We start from the raw sequence: 17,053 nt of genomic DNA, 5'->3' as shown, positions 1-17,053 counted from the left end.
CCTTGCGGGGGAATGGGTGGGCTGGTCTGTGACCCTGGTCGGAGCACTACCACCTTCCTGAGACCAGACCATGCCCATCTCCGATTCTGCCGCCAGTGAACTGGCGCAGCTGCTCAATGGCGCTTTTGCCGGTGAGCTCATCCCTGAGCTGGTCCGTCAGGGGCTACAGGCCCTGATTGAGGCCGAGGCCGCTGCTGCTCTTGGCGCCGATCGCCACGAACGCACAGTCCAGCGGCGTGGACACCGCAACGGCAGCCGGGAGCGGTTGCTGGCCACTCCAGCCGGTGACGTTCAGCTGCGTATCCCACGCTTCCGCACTGGAAGTTTCTTCCCCTCGCTACTGGAGCCTCGCCGCCGTGTGGATCGGGCTTTGTGGGCCGTGGTGATGGAGGCTTATGTCTCTGGTGTCTCCACCCGCAAGGTCGACGAGCTGGTGGCTGCGCTGGGTTGTGAGAGCGGTATCTCCAAATCGGAGGAAAGCCGCATCTGCCAGGGGCTCGACACCCAGGTGCAGGCTTTCCTGAATCGGCCGCTGGAGTTCAGCCGTTACCCGTACGTCTACCTCGATGCGACGTACCTGCACGGCCGAGATCCAGCTCGCAGACAGGTGATCTCCAGGGCTGTGATCGTGGCGGTGGGCATCACGGCCAATGGCCAGCGTGAGGTCTTGGGGATCGAGGTGGGTGACAGTGAGGACGAGGCCTTCTGGACCGCCTTCCTCCGCCGCCTGCGCGAGCGCGGGCTCTCGGGCGTGCAACTGGTGATCAGCGACGCCCATGCAGGACTCAAGAAGGCGATCGTCCGGTGCTGCCAGGGCAGCAGCTGGCAACGCTGTCGCGTCCACTTTGCCCGCAACCTGCTGGTCAAGGTGCCAAAGGGCAGCCAGGACATGGTGGCCGCAGCGCTGCGCTCGGTGTTCGTTCAGACCGAGGCACAGGCCGTGGTGCAGCAGTGGGATCAGGTCACCAGGATGCTCAGCGAAAAATTCCCGGCAGCGGCAGCCCTGATGGAGCAGGCCAGGGAGGACGTGCTGGCGTTCCGGGCGTTCCCACCAGAACACTGGCGCAAGATCTGGAGTACCAACCCGCTGGAGCGGCTGAACAAAGAGATCAAGCGCCGCACCCGCGTCGTCGGCATCTTCCCCAACGACGCCTCCATCGTTCGCCTGGTCGGAGCGCTTCTGTTGGAGCAGCAGGAGGAATGGCAACTCGATGGTCGCCGCGTGTTCTCCGAATTCTCGATGGCCAAGCTGGACAACACCAGCAATCAGACCCAAGATCAACCAACAGCTGCCATAACTGCAGCTGCCTGATCACAACGCTGCGATCAGGTCATAGACCTCTGGATTTACACCACTCCAAGGGATGCAACCTCAACTTGGTCGGCCAGTCGTCGACAAGGTGCTTTCAGAAGCTGTCGGCGGGAGTTTTTCATCGCTCGGCAGGGCGCTGACCTCTTCGGTCAAATCTGGTCCAATGACTAAGCCATTGTCGAGTTCATCGCGCTCTCTCGCGTCAAGCACAGGTTCTGTAGGTTCTTACTCAACAGGGAGTTTTCGTTCGGTCAGCTCGGCTGAGCCTATTCGTGTTGAGGTGTATAAAGAAGGCCTCTCGGCGGGGACCAAGGCTGCGATTATTGGTGGATCATCTGCGGGGACGATTATTACTGCTGCTGCCTGGGATCCTGCCGCACTTGTCTGGAGGAAATAGCCGGTCTTCTGATCAATGCCTGGGTTCGATGTCTTTCCGTAGCCCAGCGGCTCTTGTTAGATGCAGCAGATTGCTGTATGTAATGACACTCCGGGGGTTTGCCTCCTGGAGTGTTTTTTATTTCTAGCTTTCTATGGGTGAAGTCGTTTGGCTCCAGCCGGCTGTGTGTTTGTCGAAGCTGTCGTCGCGCCTCCCATCCGGAAGAAGAGGGCCCACAAGCAAGGCCTATTAGAAGTCGCCCTGAGTAGCTCGCTGTCGTCGCGGGCTCTTGCCACCCCAGCAGTCTGCGCAACCCCTTGATGTCATGAGCCAGGGCGGCGATGCCCGCGGTGATCGACCAGGTCCCATCGAGCCGTAGGGCATTGATGGCCAGGCTCCGCAGCGTGGCCAGGATTTGGACTCCGTTGTTCTCCCGGTAGCGGTGGGCGTCTTCTCGCAGCGGCGCGTCCCGTACCCAGTGCCAGCTGTTTTCGATCGACCAGCGCTGGCGGATTGCTCTGAGTAGGGACTTAGCACCGGTGCGCAAACTCGAGACGTAGTAACGGGTCTCGTCCTGCGGCTTGCCCTCGCGAATGCCATGGCTACGCAAGGCGCTGATCGTCGCACTTCCCGGCCACTGCTCCATCACCCACTCCGGAGCCGGCATCGCCCGCAGCTTCCAGGTGATGTTACGACCTCGCCTAATTTCCCTCTTACTGGTGCGCCAGGGGATTCGGCGGCTGTAGGTGAGCCGATCTCGGATCAACTGGAACCCTTTGCGGCGCCCATGTTTGACGGCGATCAGGAAGTCGGCGCCGCGCTCAGCGAGGTAGAGAAAAAGGGCGGTTCGCATGCAGCGCATCAGCCTGCACAAGCACTCCCTCGAGCTCGATGGCCTCCAGTAACTGGCGCAGCGCCTGGATCTCACCACTAGCGTCGGTGGAGTATGTGGCCTGCGAAATCGCCACGCCCAGCGATTGGGAGTAGAGGCTTACCTGGGCAATGAAACGCGCTGCGCCGGCTTCGTTCTCAGCGATGGAACCGCGCAGCGTCTTGCCATCACACACCAAGGTATCCAGCGCTTCTGTCACACCCGGTTGAGCCGCCATCCAGTCGCGGAGCAGGGTCTCAAAGCCAGGCACATCCAACTGGGCGAGCAGAAGCCGGAACGTGGAATCCGAGGGCGACTTGCCGAAATCGGTGCCCAGGAGCTCGTTCAGCGTTTGACGACACGCTCCATCCCCACCAGCGAGCCCTGGCCGCTCAGAATCGAGAGGATGGCCACCAGCAGCATCCACCACTGGGGAAAGCGGATACCCCGGCGCATCCGGCAGTCTGGCAGCGCCTTGAGGAAGCTGATCAGATCGCTTACAGCGACTGGCGAAGTGGCGGGCTCGGAAGCAAATGGACAGGAGCGGTTCCCGCGCACGGCACCGTAAGCGCAGCGGCCCAGCCAGGGCTACGAGGACAAACTTCTAAGGAAACTCTGGACAAGCGGTGTTTGAGCGGCGGCAGCGAGCAGAAAGAGTGGTTTTGGCTGCAAATTGCCTCTGAGGCCATTTTTTGATGACCTTGGCTCACATATCCAGCCACTTTCGGCTGGTTTTGAGGCTAAATAGAGGTGTGCAGGCACACCAAGTCCCTGTTCACACTGTCGCGAGTAATTGTCGTCGGGCCTGGTACAGATTCGACAGTGCCGCAAGCACGTTGATTTTGCAGCGGTTCTTGGCCAAGCCTCGCAGCCGGGTCTTTTGAAAGCCGAACTGCTGCTTGATCACACGGAAGGGATGCTCAACCTTGGAGCGGATGTGAGCTTTGGCCGTCTCGATCAGATCCTGCACCCTCCCATCCGGGGTGTCAGGAAGAGCCCTGCGCGTGCCGGGCCGCATCGCCACTCTGAACTCCGCTGTCTTGCCAGCCATTTCTGGTCTCTTGGCGATGCCCTGGTAGCCAGCATCGCCGTACACCACCTCCTCATCTCCATGCAGTAGCTCAGCTGCCGGGGTGAGGTCGTGCACGTTGGCGGCGGTGACGACAACCGAATGGATCAGGCCTGAGTCCTTGTCAACGCCGGCGTGGACCTTCATGCCGAAGTACCACTGGTTGCCCTTTTTGGTCTGGTGCATCTCCGGATCCCGCTTCCCATCTTTGTTCTTGGTGGAGCTGGGCGCTGCGATCAAGGTGGCATCGACGATCGTGCCCTGACGCATGGTTACGCCCCGAGCGGCCAGGAGCGCTTTGACGGTGTCAAAAATCTGCTCACCCAGCCCATGCTTCTCAAGCAGATGGCGGAACGTGAGGATCGTGGTCTCGTCCGGGATCCGATCGCTGATCAGCTCGATGCCGGCAAAGCGGCGCATGGTGGGCACCTCGATCAAGGCCTCTTCCATGGCCGGATCGCTGAGGGAGTACCACTGCTGCAGCAGATGAATGCGCAGCATCGTTGCCAGCGGATAGGGAGGCCTGCCGCCTTTCTTGCTCGCCTTGGGGTAGTGCGGCTCGATCAGATCGATGAGTGCCTGCCAAGGCACCACAGCCTCCATCTCGGAGAGAAATTTCTCGCGCTTGGTGCGCTTCTTGGCCGTGGTCAGCTCATAGTCCGTGAAACCGAGCTGCTTGCCGCCCATCAACCCAGTCCTGGTCTGCGATTACAGGTTCATTTTCGCGCAGACGGGCTGGGTTTTCCAGAATTTCCCTAATAGGCCTTGGGCCCACAAGCTCACCAGAAATTCCCTGGCAAGCACCCGTATTCTCTCCTTGGTAATCCATCGCTGGCCAGACATGATTCATATGTCGGAGGGAGAAAGCCCTCCACTGTCCAATTGCTAATCTTCAATGAAAACCCTACAATCCGCTCATGTCGCTGTTACGGATTCAGATCTTTCCTGTGTTTCAGGAGGTAATGCTGGCGCAATCTTTCAAGCAGTGGCGGCGCCCTTCAATGTCTGGGAAGGAGTTGTAACGACCATGGCCCTCGACAATAACGTAAGCGCCGGTAGTGAGCTGTTGAAGCAGCAGCGTGAAAGGCGCTCCGGATTAGATGCTATCAGAGATTCGAACCGTCTTATGACGGAAAGTCTTGACAGCTTTGAGCAGGCTTTGATTGCCAAATATGGCGAAGAGACCATTCAGCAGATGATTGCGGATCGCACTGCTTAGTTTGTGGTTACTGGCCATTTCTGCCTTTGGGCTCTGGGGTGAAAGCCCTGGAGCCCTTTTAAACAGTTCCTTGAAAGTCGCCAAATAATGACTGAGCGGTCCTCGCTCCTTGGGGCATCCTCTTGCCCTTTGCAGGCGTCTTTTGTAAGTGATGGCGCTGCCTTCGCTGATGGGGCGTAGGCAAAGCGGCGGCCTTTCGTTTTGCCCCTCCGCCATTCTTCGTGAGCGTTCGTGGCAAGGTGACTGTGGAGTGCTCCCAGTTGAGCACTTTTCCAGTCTTTGCAGAGCTAATTCTCTGGTTCAGTTCAATCAGCGTATTAAATGCCATGCTCTGATTGCCGTTGTCTGCCTTGCCGGGGCCTCGATTAGTGGCCGGCTTGAGGTGTCAAGATCTGGCTCGTTCAGGGCCACTCTTTGGCGTTCATCATTGCTGTTGGTTCTTTGTTTGTGCTGTGTGGCCGTGTCTGTGAGATCAGAGTATGCCTGTGCTTGCCTATGTGTTTCCTGTTCTTGCTGCTCGCAGTTGCATGCCGGCTCGGATAAGGAGTCGGCTTCCTTGGGTTCTTGTGGGCACGGCTCGGTTCACTGGATTTTCCCCGGAACTGTTCTTGGTTTTGATCTGGTTTGATCTCCATGGTTCGGTCAGTCTGGGTGCATTGAGGGCTCCGCTCGTCGGTGCTTCTCAGTTTCACCCCTAAGGAGTTCTTCCCATGACTAAATCCTTTTCGACCCTTGATGACCAGGCGCTGCAGGCCGTGGCTGGTGGCCTAGTGACCCTCGTTGAGTTTACCCAGCCCGATTGTGAGCCTTGTAAGAGTGTTTCCGCAGCGGTAGATGCAGTGGCTGCGCAATTCGGTGACCAAATCGCCGTTGTTCGAGTTGACGCTAGTCAGAATCCGGGTCTTGCTGACCAGTTTGGCGTCAGAGCTACTCCAACCGTCTCCCTCGTGAACAACTCCCAGTATGTCGGGAGTGCGACTGGTCGTATCACGCCAGCCAAGCTCTCGGACTGGGTTCATCGAGCAAGTGCGTTGGGCTGAGTGTTTACCTAGGCCAGTCACAGCTCCACTATCCCTGGCGGGACTGCTTCAAGTACCGCCAGGCCTCCTGCGGGTCGACGCCGCGGCGGCAGAGGCTGACCCAGGGGCGAAGGGGGCCAAGCCAATCCTCTGGATCCGGGCGGCGCAGGAGCTCCAGCACAGAGGGCTCGGCAGTGATCGGTGGGGTCAAAACGGGTGAATCAACTGCCCAGAGCATTCCCCACGAGTTCTTCGCTCACGCGCCACAGGCGCTGCCGTGTGGCGGCATCGCGCGCGGCAGGAGCCATCCGGCAGGCCTTGGGGTAGCCCTTGAGGTTCCCCGGGCCGCCAGGGCCATAAAACGCGTTCGGCTGCGCGTCTGCTGCCGTGGCCGCATAGAGCTGAGGCAGTGCCCCCATGGCAGCGCTCTGGAACAGCGGATCCATCAGGCGGTAGGCCAGCGCCTCCAGGCGCGAGCCCCGGGCCGCCACCGAGGTGGGCTGGAGATTGGTGCGGGCCAGGCCGGGGTGGGCAGCGATCGAGCGCACGCTGCTGCCGGTTACCTCGAGCCGCTCCTGCAGTTCCAGGGCGGTGATCAGGTTGGCCAGCTTGCTCTGGGCGTAGGCCGCCCAGGCGTCGTAGCGCCGCTCACCTTGCAGGTCGTCGAAGGCGATCCGGCCGAAGTAGGCGGCCCCCGAACTCACGTGCACCACGCGGCCTTCGGGCTCAAGCAGCGGCAGCAGCTGTTGCGTGAGTGCGAAGTGCCCGAGGTGATTCACCGCAAACTGCAGCTCATGGCCCTGGGCACTGAGCTGGCGCGGCGGGGCCATCACACCGGCGTTGTTGATCAATAGATCCAACCGGCCCAGTTGATCCGCCACCTGATGGGCACCGCGCTGCACGCTCTGTAGATCCGCCAGATCCAGCTCAAGCGGGATCAGCTCGCCGCAAGCATCGGCCTGCAGCTCTGCTCGGGCCTGTTCGGCGCGCTCCAGGCTGCGGCAGGCGAGCACCACCCGCGCACCTCGCTGGGCCAGGGCTCGCGCGGTTTCCAGCCCCAGCCCGCTGTTGGCTCCTGTGATCAGTGCTGTGCGGCCGCGTTGATCGGGGATGTCGGCGCAGGTCCAGGGCATGGCTCAGAAGCGCTCTGGCGCTGAGGGTGCCGTGGTTTTAAGTGTTGGCCCCCTGCCACTGCGCGCGCACCTCGAGCACGGTGGGTCCCACCCAGAAGCTGCCGGGCGTGCGGGCCGCGCGATCGATCTCGCCTGCCGCTGCCTCGGCATCGGCCTGGCTCCACAGCCCCAGCTCCTGCAGCCGTGGGCCGTACACCGGCACAAACCGCTCCAGCCATTGGGCCGCCATGGAGCCTGGCCCGCCCAGCACCGGCAGCGGCCTGAGCTCCTCAATCTGCCAGCCGCGTGCCGCTAGCAGGCTGGGCAGCCGGCGATTCACGTCCCCGTCGCCACCGGCTTGGCAAAAGCTGGTCTGGCAGGCCTGGCCAAACCGCGCCACGGCCTCGGCCTGGGGGTAGAGCCCAAAGCTGTCCCAGTGCACGTATTCGTGCAGCACCAGGCGTCCGCCATGGCGCAGGGATCGCTCCAGCCCCTCCAGCAGCGGCTGCAGATCGGGCAGGAACATCGCCACCCAACGGCACCAGGCGAGGTCGAAGCCCTCGGCTGGCCAAGGATCGATGAGCAGCTGGTGCTGGCGCAGCTCCAGCTGGGTGAGTCCCTCGGCCTCCGCCAGCTGTTGGCCGGTTTGCACGTATTCGGGGCTGAGCTCGAGGCCGAGCACCCGGCCTTTCGGGCCCACCAGCCGCGCCAGATCGAGGGCTGCGAAGCCGGGACCGGCGCCCACGTCCAGCACGCAATCACCCGGGCCGAGCCCGGCGCTTTGCCAGGCGGCCAGGGCCTGCGGACGCCACAGCTCGTGCTGGAAGCGGAGGCGCTCCAGCTCCTCGGCGTGGGTGCCGAGCAGGTAGCTGGAGTCGCCCATGGGGGTGCTGCTCAGTCTTCGGGGAAGAGCAGACCGGCCAGCTCATCGGCATCCACGTCGTAAACGCGGGCCAGGCTCGTTTCGATGGCGGCGGTCACCTCGCCGGGTAGGAAGCGCATCGCATTGAGGGCGTCCTCGGCGATGTCGTCGGTGAGTAGGGCTTCGCCGCCGAGCTTCTCGTCGTTGATCACGGCCATCACCCAGCTCTGATAGGCGTAGACGAGGTCGGAGAACTCCAGATCGGGATCGTTGAAGTCCAGGGCCATCGCAAAGCGGGCGCAGCTCTGCTCAGTCTGCCGGCCGGTGGGGAGGATGGGATGCATGACAACCGCATCCCCTGACCCACTGGCCCTGCAGGCCACCCTGGTGGACTTCGCCCTGGCGGAACTGGTGCGTCAGCACCGCGAGAGTTTTCCGCCGCTCTGGCGCCCTGAAAGCTGGGCCAAGCTGCTGATCTGGCTGGCGCTCAACTGCGGCTGCAGTGGGGATGAGGCGGGTCTGAAGGCCTTCGCTGAAGCGATCGGCCCGATGCAGATGGGGCGGCTGCGGCGGGTGTTTTTTGAACGGGAGCTGGCGGATCTGGAGCTGCAGCTGATGGCTGACCCTGCCGAGCAGCAGGTGCTGGTATTGCCTCAAGGGCCGGCCGATGAGGTGCTCGAGCTGGCGCGCATTGCCCGGGCGCTGGAACGGGTGGGCCTGAAGGATCAGGTGGTGGCCGATCAAGAGCGCTGGCAGCGCCTGGATGCGCTGGTGGCCATCCCTTGGCAGGAGCAGCGGTGATGGAGCTGATCGCCCGCTACCGCAACCCCGGCTTTGAGGCGCTGGCCGACGGGGTGATGGCCTTCTTTGAGCGTCGCCCTGATCTGCAGCGCCCCGGTGTGGCCTTTGGGCCGGATGGCGCCGGCGAACCTGCCAAGGTGTCGACCGACATCAGCCTGGTGGCGATCGATCGTTCCGATCCGGAAGCCTTCGCGCTGGCGGAGGTGATTCAGCGGGGCGTTACGGCCGGCCTGGAGCGCTATCTGCAGGAGCGGCCCCTGTTCCGCGAGTGCTGCCCGGAGCAGCAGTTGTTTGTGAATCCGATCTTCAACCTGCAGCGCTATGCCCCCGGTGAGGGTTTCAAGCGCTGGCACTGCGACTGGACCATCAGCGACGAAGCCACCGAGCCCGTGCATCGCGTGCTCGCCTGGATCCTCTACTGCAACAGCGTGGAGGAGGCCGGCACGGAGTTTCACTGGCAGCAACACCATGAGGAGGCCGAACGGGGCAAGCTCGTGATTTTTCCGGCGGGGCCGTCGCATATCCACCGCGGCCGGGTGAATCACGCGTGCAGCAAAACAATTGCCACCGGTTGGATCAATGCGGGTAGCCGCGAGGCTTATCTCAAGCGACTGGCAGCTGGTTAGGGAAGCCGGCTATTGGTGCGATGCTGCTCGGGAGGCCAATGCATCGAATATTCCACTTGTTGTGGGAATGGGATTTCAATCTTGTTCTCTTTGAAGGCTTGCCAGATGGCCTGGTTCACTTCGCTGCAGATTCCAACATTGTCCATCGGATTGGAGATCCAGAAGCGCAGGGCGTAGTTGATCTCGTAATCGCCGTAGCTGAGCATCAGCGCTTTGGGCGCTGGCTCGGGCAACACTCGGGCTACTTGGCGGGCTGTGGTTTCCAGTAGGGCGATCACCTCAGATGGATCGTGGTGATAGGCCGCGCCAATGCTCACTTGGCTGCGGCGCATCCGATCGCTGGCGGTGTAGGTGGTGGCGGCCTCGGTGAAGAAGGTCTGATTGGGGATCAGTAGTTCGGCGTTGTCTCGGTCGCGCCACAGCAATGTGGCCCGCAGCCCCAGGCGGCGCACCTCACAGGGATCCCCATCGAGCATCAGAACTTCCCCGGGGCGCACGGAGCCCTCGAAGAGCAACCAGAGGCCGCTCACGAAGTTGGAGAACACCTCCTTGATGCCAAAGCCCAGGCCCACCGACAAGCCACCGGCTACCGCAATCAGGGCCGTTGTGTTCAGGCCCAAATGCACGCCCACGGCCACCAGGCCAATGGCCACAACCGCATAACGCAGCATCAGCTCCATCGCTTTGCGGCTGCCTTCGCTCATGCCCACAGCCCGCTGCACCAGCCAGGCCAAGCCAGCTGCGGGCGGCCCGCAACCCACCACCACGAGATAGATCATCACCAGAGCGTGAAACAGCTTGCCGGCTTTGATTTCCACGCCGAATAGCTCACCCAATTGAGCTACAGCGAGATCGTTGAGACTGTCCACTTCGCTGATCAGTGCCATGGCAGCGAGCAGCAGAAAGGTCGGCCGCAGCAAGCGGCTTTCAAGCTGGTGGGCGCGCGCAGGGGGCAGCCAATGCAGCAACTGGTAATGGAGCAGATGGAGGCCATACCAAATCAACCAGAGCAGGCCGAGTAGGAGGGCTAGTCCGGCCGGCTGCTTTGCGCTAATCAGCGCAAGGCTGCTCAGTCCCAGTAGCACCAGACCTAAGGGCACGTAGCCGGCGGTAGGCCATCGCCGCAGAAGCCTGTGGCGCCGAGCCAGGCGTGTTCCGATCACGCAGAGCGCCACCAACACCAGCTGAACCACCACAGAGTGGCGCTCCAGATAGCCCAGCCAGCCCAGAACTTCGAGGATGAGTTGCTTCATCGTTGCCGCCTTTGGAAGAGCGCGATGAAGGCGTCAGCAGCGCTCTCGGGGCTGATTTCGCCAAACACCAACTGGGTAATCAGTCCCTGGGCGGCTGCCAACCGCGGATCGTCGTCGGGGATCAGACCGATCAATGGGGCGACCTGTTGCCCCCCCTCCTGGGAGTCCGCCATGGCTTGCAGCGCTCGAGAGCTGCGTATCGGCACCTTCACAAAGCGATTGGCGGGAAGCAGCGTCTGCGATCCGAGGGTGAGGCTGCGCTGCACCAGGGGGTTCACGCTGAAGCGACTGAAGGAAAGGGCGCGCTGACGACCTTCCCGGCTGGAGCTGCGCCCCAAGGCCATCACCCGCAGGCGGTTGATGGGGCTGGCGAGACCTCCAGGGCCGCTGGGCAGGCTGGCAACACCAAGCGCTTGTCCCAGGCTCTTTCGCAGCTTCGGAAGGCTCATGCTGGAGCAGGTGATCCAATCGAGCCGCCCGGCGCCGAATTCGTTCTGTAAGGCAAGCTGCCCTCCGAAAAAGCTCACCCGTTGCTGATCGCTGGCGTTTTGCAGCCAACGAAGCCACTTGGAGATCTGTTGGCGCTCTTCGGCACTTGGGGGTGTTCCGGCTGCAGCGCGATTCAACGCTTCGATTGTGCCCATGCTTCCTGCCGTCCAGAGCAGAGTGTTGAGCTCAACGCTGAGTCCAATGCTGTGGCCTTTGGCGCTGGTTTTCAGTAGCTCTGAGAGGGTGCTAGGTGGTGTGGAGAGGCGCTGGCGGTTGAAGCACGCCACTTGCGGCTGCACCACGATCGGTAAGCCAGCCAGCTGGCCGCTGGCGGTGCGCATCCGATTCAGGTCATACGCGCTAAAGAGATTTTCCAGAGCTCGATTGGCTGGGAAGGGATCGATCAGTCCCTGCTCGAGCAAATAGCGAGCTGTGTCGCCATTAATAAACAACAGATCGGGGCCGAGACCAGCGTTGGTGCGCCGGCGGACTGCATCATCGATGCGTTCATCGGGGTAAACGCTGAATTGAAACCGTGTGTTGGGGTGGATCTGCCGGTAACCCGATTCAAGGCCGTTAAGTCGCTCCTGAAAGTCGCCCAGCAGGTCGGCATCGATGCTCTGGTCAGCATTGACGCCGATCGCCAGGTACACCACTTGTGGCAGTTCAAGCCGGCCTGAACAGCCGCTGAGGCTGAGAACGCACAGCAGGCTGGACAGCAGCATCCGGCGCGTATGGGGCCGTCGCGTAGACCCTGGGATAGGAACCATGGCCATAGGAACTGAGTCCATCATCCCGGCTCTGGCGCCGTTTTGCGAGCATGGTCCGAATGCCTGCTGCCGCTGCCGTGACCGACGCTCTGCCCAAGACCTACGACCCGGTGGGCACCGAAGCGCGCTGGCAGCAGGCCTGGGAAACCAGCGGCGCCTTTCACCCGGATCCCAGCGCCCCTGGCGAACCGTTCTCGGTGGTGATCCCGCCGCCGAACGTGACCGGCAGCCTCCACATGGGGCACGCCTTCAACACGGCCCTGATCGACACGATCGTGCGCTTCCAGCGCCTGCGCGGCAAGAACGTGCTCTGCCTGCCCGGCACCGATCACGCTTCGATCGCCGTGCAGACGATCCTCGAAAAGCAGCTCAAGGCTGACGGCAAGCGCAAAGAAGATTTGGGCCGTGAGGCGTTCCTCGAGAAGGCCTGGGAATGGAAAGCCCAGAGCGGCGGCACGATCGTGGGCCAGCTGCGCCGGCTGGGGTATTCCGTCGACTGGCAGCGGGAGCGCTTCACCCTCGACGCCGGCTGCAGCGAGGCCGTGATCGAGGCCTTCAACCGGCTGCATGAGCAGGGGTTGATCTACCGGGGTGAATACCTGGTGAACTGGTGCCCCGCTTCCGGCTCCGCGGTGAGTGATCTGGAGGTGGAGATGAAGGAGGTGGATGGCCACCTCTGGCACTTCCGCTATCCGCTCACAGCTGGACCGGCTGCTGATGGCCGCACCCATCTCGAAGTGGCCACCACCCGCCCCGAAACCCTGCTGGGCGATACAGCCGTGGCGGTGAACCCCAAGGATCCGCGCTACGCCGCCCTGGTGGGCCAGACCCTCACCCTGCCCCTGGTGGGCCGCGAGATCCCGATCGTGGCCGATGACCACGTCGATGCGGAGTTCGGCACCGGCTGCGTGAAGGTGACCCCCGCTCATGACCCCAACGACTTCGCCATCGGTCAGCGCCACAACCTGCCGCTGATCACGGTGATGGCCAAAGAAGGCTCGATGAACGAAGCCGCCGGCCGCTTCCAAGGGCTCGATCGTTTTGAAGCCCGCAAGGCCGTCGTCGCGGCGATGGAGAACGAAGGCTTCCTGGTGAAAGTGGAGGACTACCGCCACAGCGTGCCCTTCTCCGATCGCGGCAAGGTGCCGGTGGAGCCCCTTCTCTCTACCCAGTGGTTCGTGAAGACCGAGCCCCTGGCGGCCCGCTGCCGCGAGGCTCTGGAAAACGCCGATCCGCGCTTCGTGCCGGAGCGTTGGAGCAAGGTCTATCGCGACTGGCTCACCGACATCCGCGACTGGTGCATCTCCCGCCAGCTCTGGTGGGGTCACCGCATCCCGGCCTGGTTTGTGGTGAGTGAAACCGGCGGCGCCATCACCGACACCACGCCCTACGTGGTGGCCCGCAACGAAGCGGAAGCCCGCCAGAAGGCCGAAGCCCAATTCAGCGGCGGAACCCATGCCCATCCGGTGGTTCTTGAGCAGGATCCCGACGCGCTCGACACCTGGTTCTCCAGCGGCCTCTGGCCCTTCTCCACCCTGGGTTGGCCCAACGCTGAGGCCGCCGATCTGCAGCGCTGGTACCCCACCAGCGTGCTGGTCACGGGCTTCGACATCATCTTTTTCTGGGTGGCCCGGATGACGATGATGGCCGGCGCCTTCACCGGCCAGATGCCCTTCCAGGACGTGTACATCCACGGCCTGGTGCGCGATGAAAACAACCGCAAGATGAGCAAATCGGCGGGCAATGGCATCGATCCGCTGCTGCTGATCGATCGCTACGGCGCCGATGCCCTGCGCTTTGCCCTGGTGCGCGAGGTGGCCGGCGCCGGTCAAGACATCCGCCTCGACTACGACCGCAAGTCCGACACCTCCGCCACGGTGGAGGCCTCCCGCAATTTCGCCAACAAGCTGTGGAACGTCACGCGCTTTGCGCTGATGAACCTCGATGGCGAAACGCCGGCGAGCCTGGGGGAACCGGATCCCGCCGCGCTGCAGTTGGCCGATCGTTGGATCCTCTCCCGCCTGGCGCGGGTGAACCGCGAAACAGCCGAGCGTTACGGCAACTATGGCCTCGGCGAAGCCGCGAAGGGTCTGTATGAGTTCGCCTGGAACGAGGTGTGCGATTGGTATGTGGAGCTGATCAAGCGGCGCTTGCAGGTGCCGGCTGATCTCGATGGCGCTGCCCGCGAGGCGGCGCTGGCCGATCAGCGCACCGCCCGCCAGGTGTTGGCCAAGGCGCTCAACGAGTTGCTGGTGATGCTCCAGCCGCTGATGCCGCACCTCACCGAGGAGCTCTGGCATGGCCTCACCGGTGCCGGTGAGGAGACGTTCCTCGCCCTGCAGCCCTGGCCGCAACTCGATGAAGCCGCCCTCAACGACGACCTCGAGGCGTCGTTCGCCGATTTGATCGAAGCGATCCGCGTGGTGCGCAACCTGCGGGCCGTGGCAGGCCTCAAGCCCAGCCAGAGCGTGCCGGTGCGCTTCGTCACGGGGCGCAGCGCGCTGGCTGGGGTGCTCAGCGCCGCCACTGCCGACATCAGCGCCCTCACCCGCGCGGAGCGGGTGGAGGTGCTCGATCCGGCCGCGGCGGAGGCCAATCCCGCCACCAAGGCCCTGGCCGGCGTGAGCGGCGAGCTGCAGGTGCTCCTGCCGATCGAAGGCCTGGTGGATCTCGAGGCCCTGCGCGCCCGCCTTGAAAAAGACATCGCCAAGGCCGACAAGGAGATCAAGGGCCTGGCCGGCCGCCTCGCCAACCCCAACTTTGCGGATAAAGCTCCGCCGGAGGTGGTGGCCGAGTGCAAGGCCAACCTGGCCGAAGCCGAGGCCCAGGCGGAGTTGGCCCGCAAGCGCTTGGCGGATCTGGGCTAAGACCAGCTCAGTTGGGCGTGATCATCACCTTGAAGATCTCGCCCGAGGCCACGGAGTACGTGGTGCTGCCATAGGTGCTGAGATCGCTGAAATCGTTCGCCACCTGCGCTTCGATGCCGCCCACCACGTAGCCCACCAGCACCGATTCGCCCGGTTGGGTGCGCCGTTGCAAACGGTCGAGGTCGAGCACACCCTCGGCCAGATAGCGCACCCGTTGATCCTGGCCAGGCCCCAGGGGGATGAACACCGAGGATGCGCCGTAGCTGAGCGGTTCTCCGGCCGCATTTTCAAGATTGGGGAAGCTGCCGGCCAGTGATTTGCTCCAGCTGTTGTCTCCGCTCCGCTTGATCGCTGCGATCTGGGAGGTGAATGGGACTGGGGGCGCCTGGTCTGGACTGTTATCTCGATTCACGTAGTAGGGCTGGCCGTTCGGATCGATCGTGATGGCCGAGATACCTCCGAAGATCAGGCTGGTTTGGCTGTCTTCGCGACTGGAATAGAGCCCGAGATTGGCGGCGGTGTATTGATTAATCCCCTGCCGGAAGGTGTCGGGATCGTCCGGGTTGGCCATGGTGGGCTGGCCCGTGATCAGGTCGATCTGAACGGGCACGGTCCATACGCCCACACCGCCATAGAACACGCCGCCGAGCGCCGCGCCATGGGGGATTAGCTCACCCTGGCTATTGCGCTTCAGTTGGGTGACCACATTCAGATCACGCCGGTGGTAGGCGCTCTCCACGGGTGTGGAGAGGCTGTTGAGCCGGTAACCGAGCTTGCCCTTCTCGGGCTTGTAGCGGATGTCGAAGTTGCGCACTTGCTCGGTGTAGAGCCCGTTGCTGCCTGGCACATAGCCGCCGGAGAAGTCCTGCCCGAAGATCAGCTGCGCCTGGTGCTCCTTTCTCCCCTTCAGCATTTCTCCGCCGGTGACAGCAAAGAGGTGGGTGTTCTGCCCATTCACCTCCAGGGCCTCTCCCGCCGTCGAGAGCACGCTGTGTTTGGGAAGGCGCTTGGTGTCTTTCTTCACCCAGGCGGCCAGGTCGTCGACCTGGATCGCCGAGAGGCGGTTGCGGGTGGAAAAGCTCCGAGTGCTCTCATCGAACACGTAGCCCCCCACGCGGTAGAGAACACTCCCCTCCTGAAACTGTTGGGCGTTGGTGGTGGAGAGCGACAGCTGTTTGCCGGCGCTGAGCCCCGATTTCGCCAGGGGCCGCGACCAGCTGCGCTCCTTCACCGGGTCGTACACCCAAACGCGGTCGTTCTGATGCGACGGCGGGAAATTGGCTTCGCCATCGGGGGTGAAGTTGTGCAGGCCATTGGTGCGTCCGCCGATCAGCACCCACTCACCGGATTTGGTCTGCGCGGCGCTGAAGGATTGCAGGGTGGGGAAGCGCGCGCTGCGTTGCTGCAGTTGTTGCAACTCCACCGACCAGGGTTCGCTCCAGCTGTGTAAGGGGCTGGCGCTGGCGGTCTGATCGGCTCCTGTTGAACTGAGCGGCAGGTCGGAGCTGGCGGCCATGGCTGCAGTGCAAGCATCTGATTGGATTGTGTGCACAACCTCTGCTTCTGTCAGTTCGAGGGTTTGTTCAAGTCAGCGTCGACCCTTCCCCACAGATCCGAAAGCCAGTGCCCTTCCACGGTGCATCCCTCACGGAGGGTTTCCAAGCCTTGCTCCCGGCGCTGCAGTCTCCCGCTGGTGCCATCGCTTTCGTGCCCCTTTATGCCCTTTGGGTCACGCTGCTCCTGCCCGGGGTTTGGGCCTCGATGTTGGCCGGGGCGCTCTACGGAACCTGGTGGGGCAGCTTGATTGTGTTTGTGGGGGCGTGCCTCGGGGCTGAAGCTGCGTTTCTGCTGGGTCGCACCTGGCTGCGGGCGTGGGCGCAGCGCCGCCTTGCTGCGTTGCCGAAGCTGCAGGCGGTGGAACGCGCCGTAAGCCGCGAGGGTCTGAAGTTGGTGCTGCTCACCCGCCTGTCGCCTGCTTTCCCCTTCTCGTTGCTCAACCTCGCCTACGGCCTCAGTGAGGTGAGCCTGCGCGATTACACGATTGGGCTGATCGGAATATTGCCGGGCACGATCCTGTTTTGTGGGTTAGGTGCTCTTGCCGGCGACGTGGCGCGCTTCGGTGACGTGCTCAGCGGCCAGGCCGATCCCGCCACCTGGGCGCTGCGCATCATCGGCATCCTTGCCACGGTGGCGGTGGTGTGGCTGGTGGGCCGGGCGGCCCGGAAGGCCCTTCAGGAGTCGGAGCCGCCGGCTTGATCCGGTAGCGGCCAATCGCGCAGCGCCGCGATCAGCACGAACCATCCCAGGCGCATCCGCGCCAAAGGGCCTGGTATGGCTGCCAGCTCGGCGTATTTCGCACGGCCGCACTCGGTTTTGATCCAACGGTGGATGGCAAGTTGCTGCATGG

Annotated in this window: 18 protein-coding genes; 7 read left to right on the top strand and 11 right to left on the bottom strand. The window is 62.9% G+C overall.

Translation table 11 applies throughout. From position 1 onward, the window contains the following. Nucleotides 1–70 precede the first annotated feature (70 nt). Nucleotides 71–1,312 (top strand): IS256 family transposase, encoded by a 1,242-nt coding sequence (locus CB0101_RS07690; RefSeq protein ID WP_010305747.1) that lies wholly within the window; start codon nucleotides 71–73, stop codon nucleotides 1,310–1,312. 350 nt (nucleotides 1,313–1,662) lie between these two features. Here the strand turns inward: CB0101_RS07690 and CB0101_RS07685 are convergent, their stop codons facing one another. The 3 genes from CB0101_RS07685 to CB0101_RS07670 form a co-directional block, all read right to left on the bottom strand. Then, nucleotides 1,663–2,541, bottom strand: a complete 879-nt coding sequence (locus CB0101_RS07685) for an ISAs1 family transposase (RefSeq protein WP_010305743.1) — start codon at nucleotides 2,539–2,541, stop codon at nucleotides 1,663–1,665. Next, complete coding sequence (locus CB0101_RS07680; RefSeq protein ID WP_136644039.1) at nucleotides 2,510–2,830, bottom strand: hypothetical protein; 321 nt, start codon at nucleotides 2,828–2,830, stop codon at nucleotides 2,510–2,512. Before CB0101_RS07680 ends, CB0101_RS07685 begins: the two co-directional genes overlap by 32 nt. A 504-nt stretch (nucleotides 2,831–3,334) precedes the next feature. Next, a complete protein-coding gene (locus CB0101_RS07670; RefSeq protein WP_136643901.1) occupies nucleotides 3,335–4,315 on the bottom strand; it encodes an IS5 family transposase in 981 nt (326 codons plus the stop codon). 208 nt (nucleotides 4,316–4,523) lie between these two features. Here CB0101_RS07670 and CB0101_RS07665 point away from each other — a divergent pair, with 208 nt between their 5' ends. Together CB0101_RS07665 and CB0101_RS15870 are read left to right on the top strand one after the other, a co-directional pair. Then, entirely contained in the window at nucleotides 4,524–4,847 is a 324-nt protein-coding gene (locus tag CB0101_RS07665) for a hypothetical protein (RefSeq protein ID WP_136644038.1), read from the top strand. Nucleotides 4,848–5,557: 710 nt separating this feature from the next. Then, a complete protein-coding gene (locus CB0101_RS15870) occupies nucleotides 5,558–5,887 on the top strand; it encodes a co-chaperone YbbN (protein WP_071778102.1) in 330 nt (109 codons plus the stop codon). 28 nt (nucleotides 5,888–5,915) lie between these two features. Here CB0101_RS15870 and CB0101_RS15385 read toward each other — a convergent pair whose 3' ends face one another. From CB0101_RS15385 to CB0101_RS07645, 4 genes are read right to left on the bottom strand one after another with little or no spacing between them, the layout of a single operon-like run. Further along, nucleotides 5,916–6,077, bottom strand: a complete 162-nt coding sequence (locus CB0101_RS15385; protein ID WP_010305710.1) for a hypothetical protein — start codon at nucleotides 6,075–6,077, stop codon at nucleotides 5,916–5,918. Nucleotides 6,078–6,087: 10 nt separating this feature from the next. Beyond that, nucleotides 6,088–6,999, bottom strand: coding sequence for an oxidoreductase (locus CB0101_RS07655; RefSeq protein WP_010305707.1), 912 nt, complete (start codon nucleotides 6,997–6,999; stop codon nucleotides 6,088–6,090). 37 nt (nucleotides 7,000–7,036) lie between these two features. Next, nucleotides 7,037–7,861, bottom strand: a complete 825-nt coding sequence (locus tag CB0101_RS07650) for a methyltransferase domain-containing protein (protein ID WP_010305704.1) — start codon at nucleotides 7,859–7,861, stop codon at nucleotides 7,037–7,039. 11 nt (nucleotides 7,862–7,872) lie between these two features. Then, a complete protein-coding gene (locus CB0101_RS07645) occupies nucleotides 7,873–8,127 on the bottom strand; it encodes a hypothetical protein (RefSeq protein ID WP_029552820.1) in 255 nt (84 codons plus the stop codon). Between the two features lie 55 nt (nucleotides 8,128–8,182). Here CB0101_RS07645 and CB0101_RS07640 point away from each other — a divergent pair, with 55 nt between their 5' ends. Both CB0101_RS07640 and CB0101_RS07635 read left to right on the top strand, forming a co-directional pair. Beyond that, nucleotides 8,183–8,641, top strand: a complete 459-nt coding sequence (locus CB0101_RS07640; RefSeq protein ID WP_010305697.1) for a hypothetical protein — start codon at nucleotides 8,183–8,185, stop codon at nucleotides 8,639–8,641. Then, nucleotides 8,641–9,267, top strand: a complete 627-nt coding sequence (locus CB0101_RS07635; RefSeq protein WP_010305693.1) for a 2OG-Fe(II) oxygenase — start codon at nucleotides 8,641–8,643, stop codon at nucleotides 9,265–9,267. The genes CB0101_RS07640 and CB0101_RS07635 overlap by 1 nt, the downstream gene beginning before the upstream one ends. Here CB0101_RS07635 and CB0101_RS07630 read toward each other — a convergent pair. Continuing rightward, the gene (locus CB0101_RS07630) at nucleotides 9,264–10,520 is read right to left on the bottom strand and encodes a mechanosensitive ion channel family protein (protein WP_010305690.1); all 1,257 of its coding nucleotides are present in this window, start codon (nucleotides 10,518–10,520) and stop codon (nucleotides 9,264–9,266) included. The two genes, CB0101_RS07635 and CB0101_RS07630, sit on opposite strands and share 4 nt — an antisense overlap. Next, nucleotides 10,517–11,734, bottom strand: coding sequence for an extracellular solute-binding protein (locus CB0101_RS07625; protein WP_010305686.1), 1,218 nt, complete (start codon nucleotides 11,732–11,734; stop codon nucleotides 10,517–10,519). The genes CB0101_RS07630 and CB0101_RS07625 overlap by 4 nt, the downstream gene beginning before the upstream one ends. A 104-nt stretch (nucleotides 11,735–11,838) precedes the next feature. Here CB0101_RS07625 and CB0101_RS07620 point away from each other — a divergent pair, with 104 nt between their 5' ends. Then, nucleotides 11,839–14,646, top strand: a complete 2,808-nt coding sequence (locus tag CB0101_RS07620; protein WP_010305682.1) for a valine--tRNA ligase — start codon at nucleotides 11,839–11,841, stop codon at nucleotides 14,644–14,646. A gap of 7 nt (nucleotides 14,647–14,653) precedes the next feature. Here the strand turns inward: CB0101_RS07620 and CB0101_RS07615 are convergent, their stop codons facing one another. Next, nucleotides 14,654–16,162, bottom strand: a complete 1,509-nt coding sequence (locus CB0101_RS07615) for a hypothetical protein (RefSeq protein ID WP_010305679.1) — start codon at nucleotides 16,160–16,162, stop codon at nucleotides 14,654–14,656. A 107-nt stretch (nucleotides 16,163–16,269) separates the two neighbouring features. On the opposite strand from CB0101_RS07615, the gene CB0101_RS07610 reads away from it, so the two are divergent. Continuing rightward, on the top strand, nucleotides 16,270–16,902 hold the full coding sequence (locus CB0101_RS07610) for a TVP38/TMEM64 family protein (RefSeq protein ID WP_010305676.1): 633 nt from the start codon (nucleotides 16,270–16,272) through the stop codon (nucleotides 16,900–16,902). On the opposite strand, the gene CB0101_RS15380 is transcribed toward CB0101_RS07610, so the two are convergent. Beyond that, nucleotides 16,878–17,051: a hypothetical protein gene (locus CB0101_RS15380; RefSeq protein WP_010305672.1), complete on the bottom strand. Its 174-nt coding sequence runs from the start codon at nucleotides 17,049–17,051 to the stop codon at nucleotides 16,878–16,880. The two genes, CB0101_RS07610 and CB0101_RS15380, sit on opposite strands and share 25 nt — an antisense overlap. Nucleotides 17,052–17,053 lie beyond the last annotated feature (2 nt).

This window comes from Synechococcus sp. CB0101 (assembly GCF_000179235.2).
Taxonomy (GTDB): domain Bacteria; phylum Cyanobacteriota; class Cyanobacteriia; order PCC-6307; family Cyanobiaceae; genus Vulcanococcus.
This window is presented reverse-complemented; position numbering and strand designations above follow the sequence as displayed.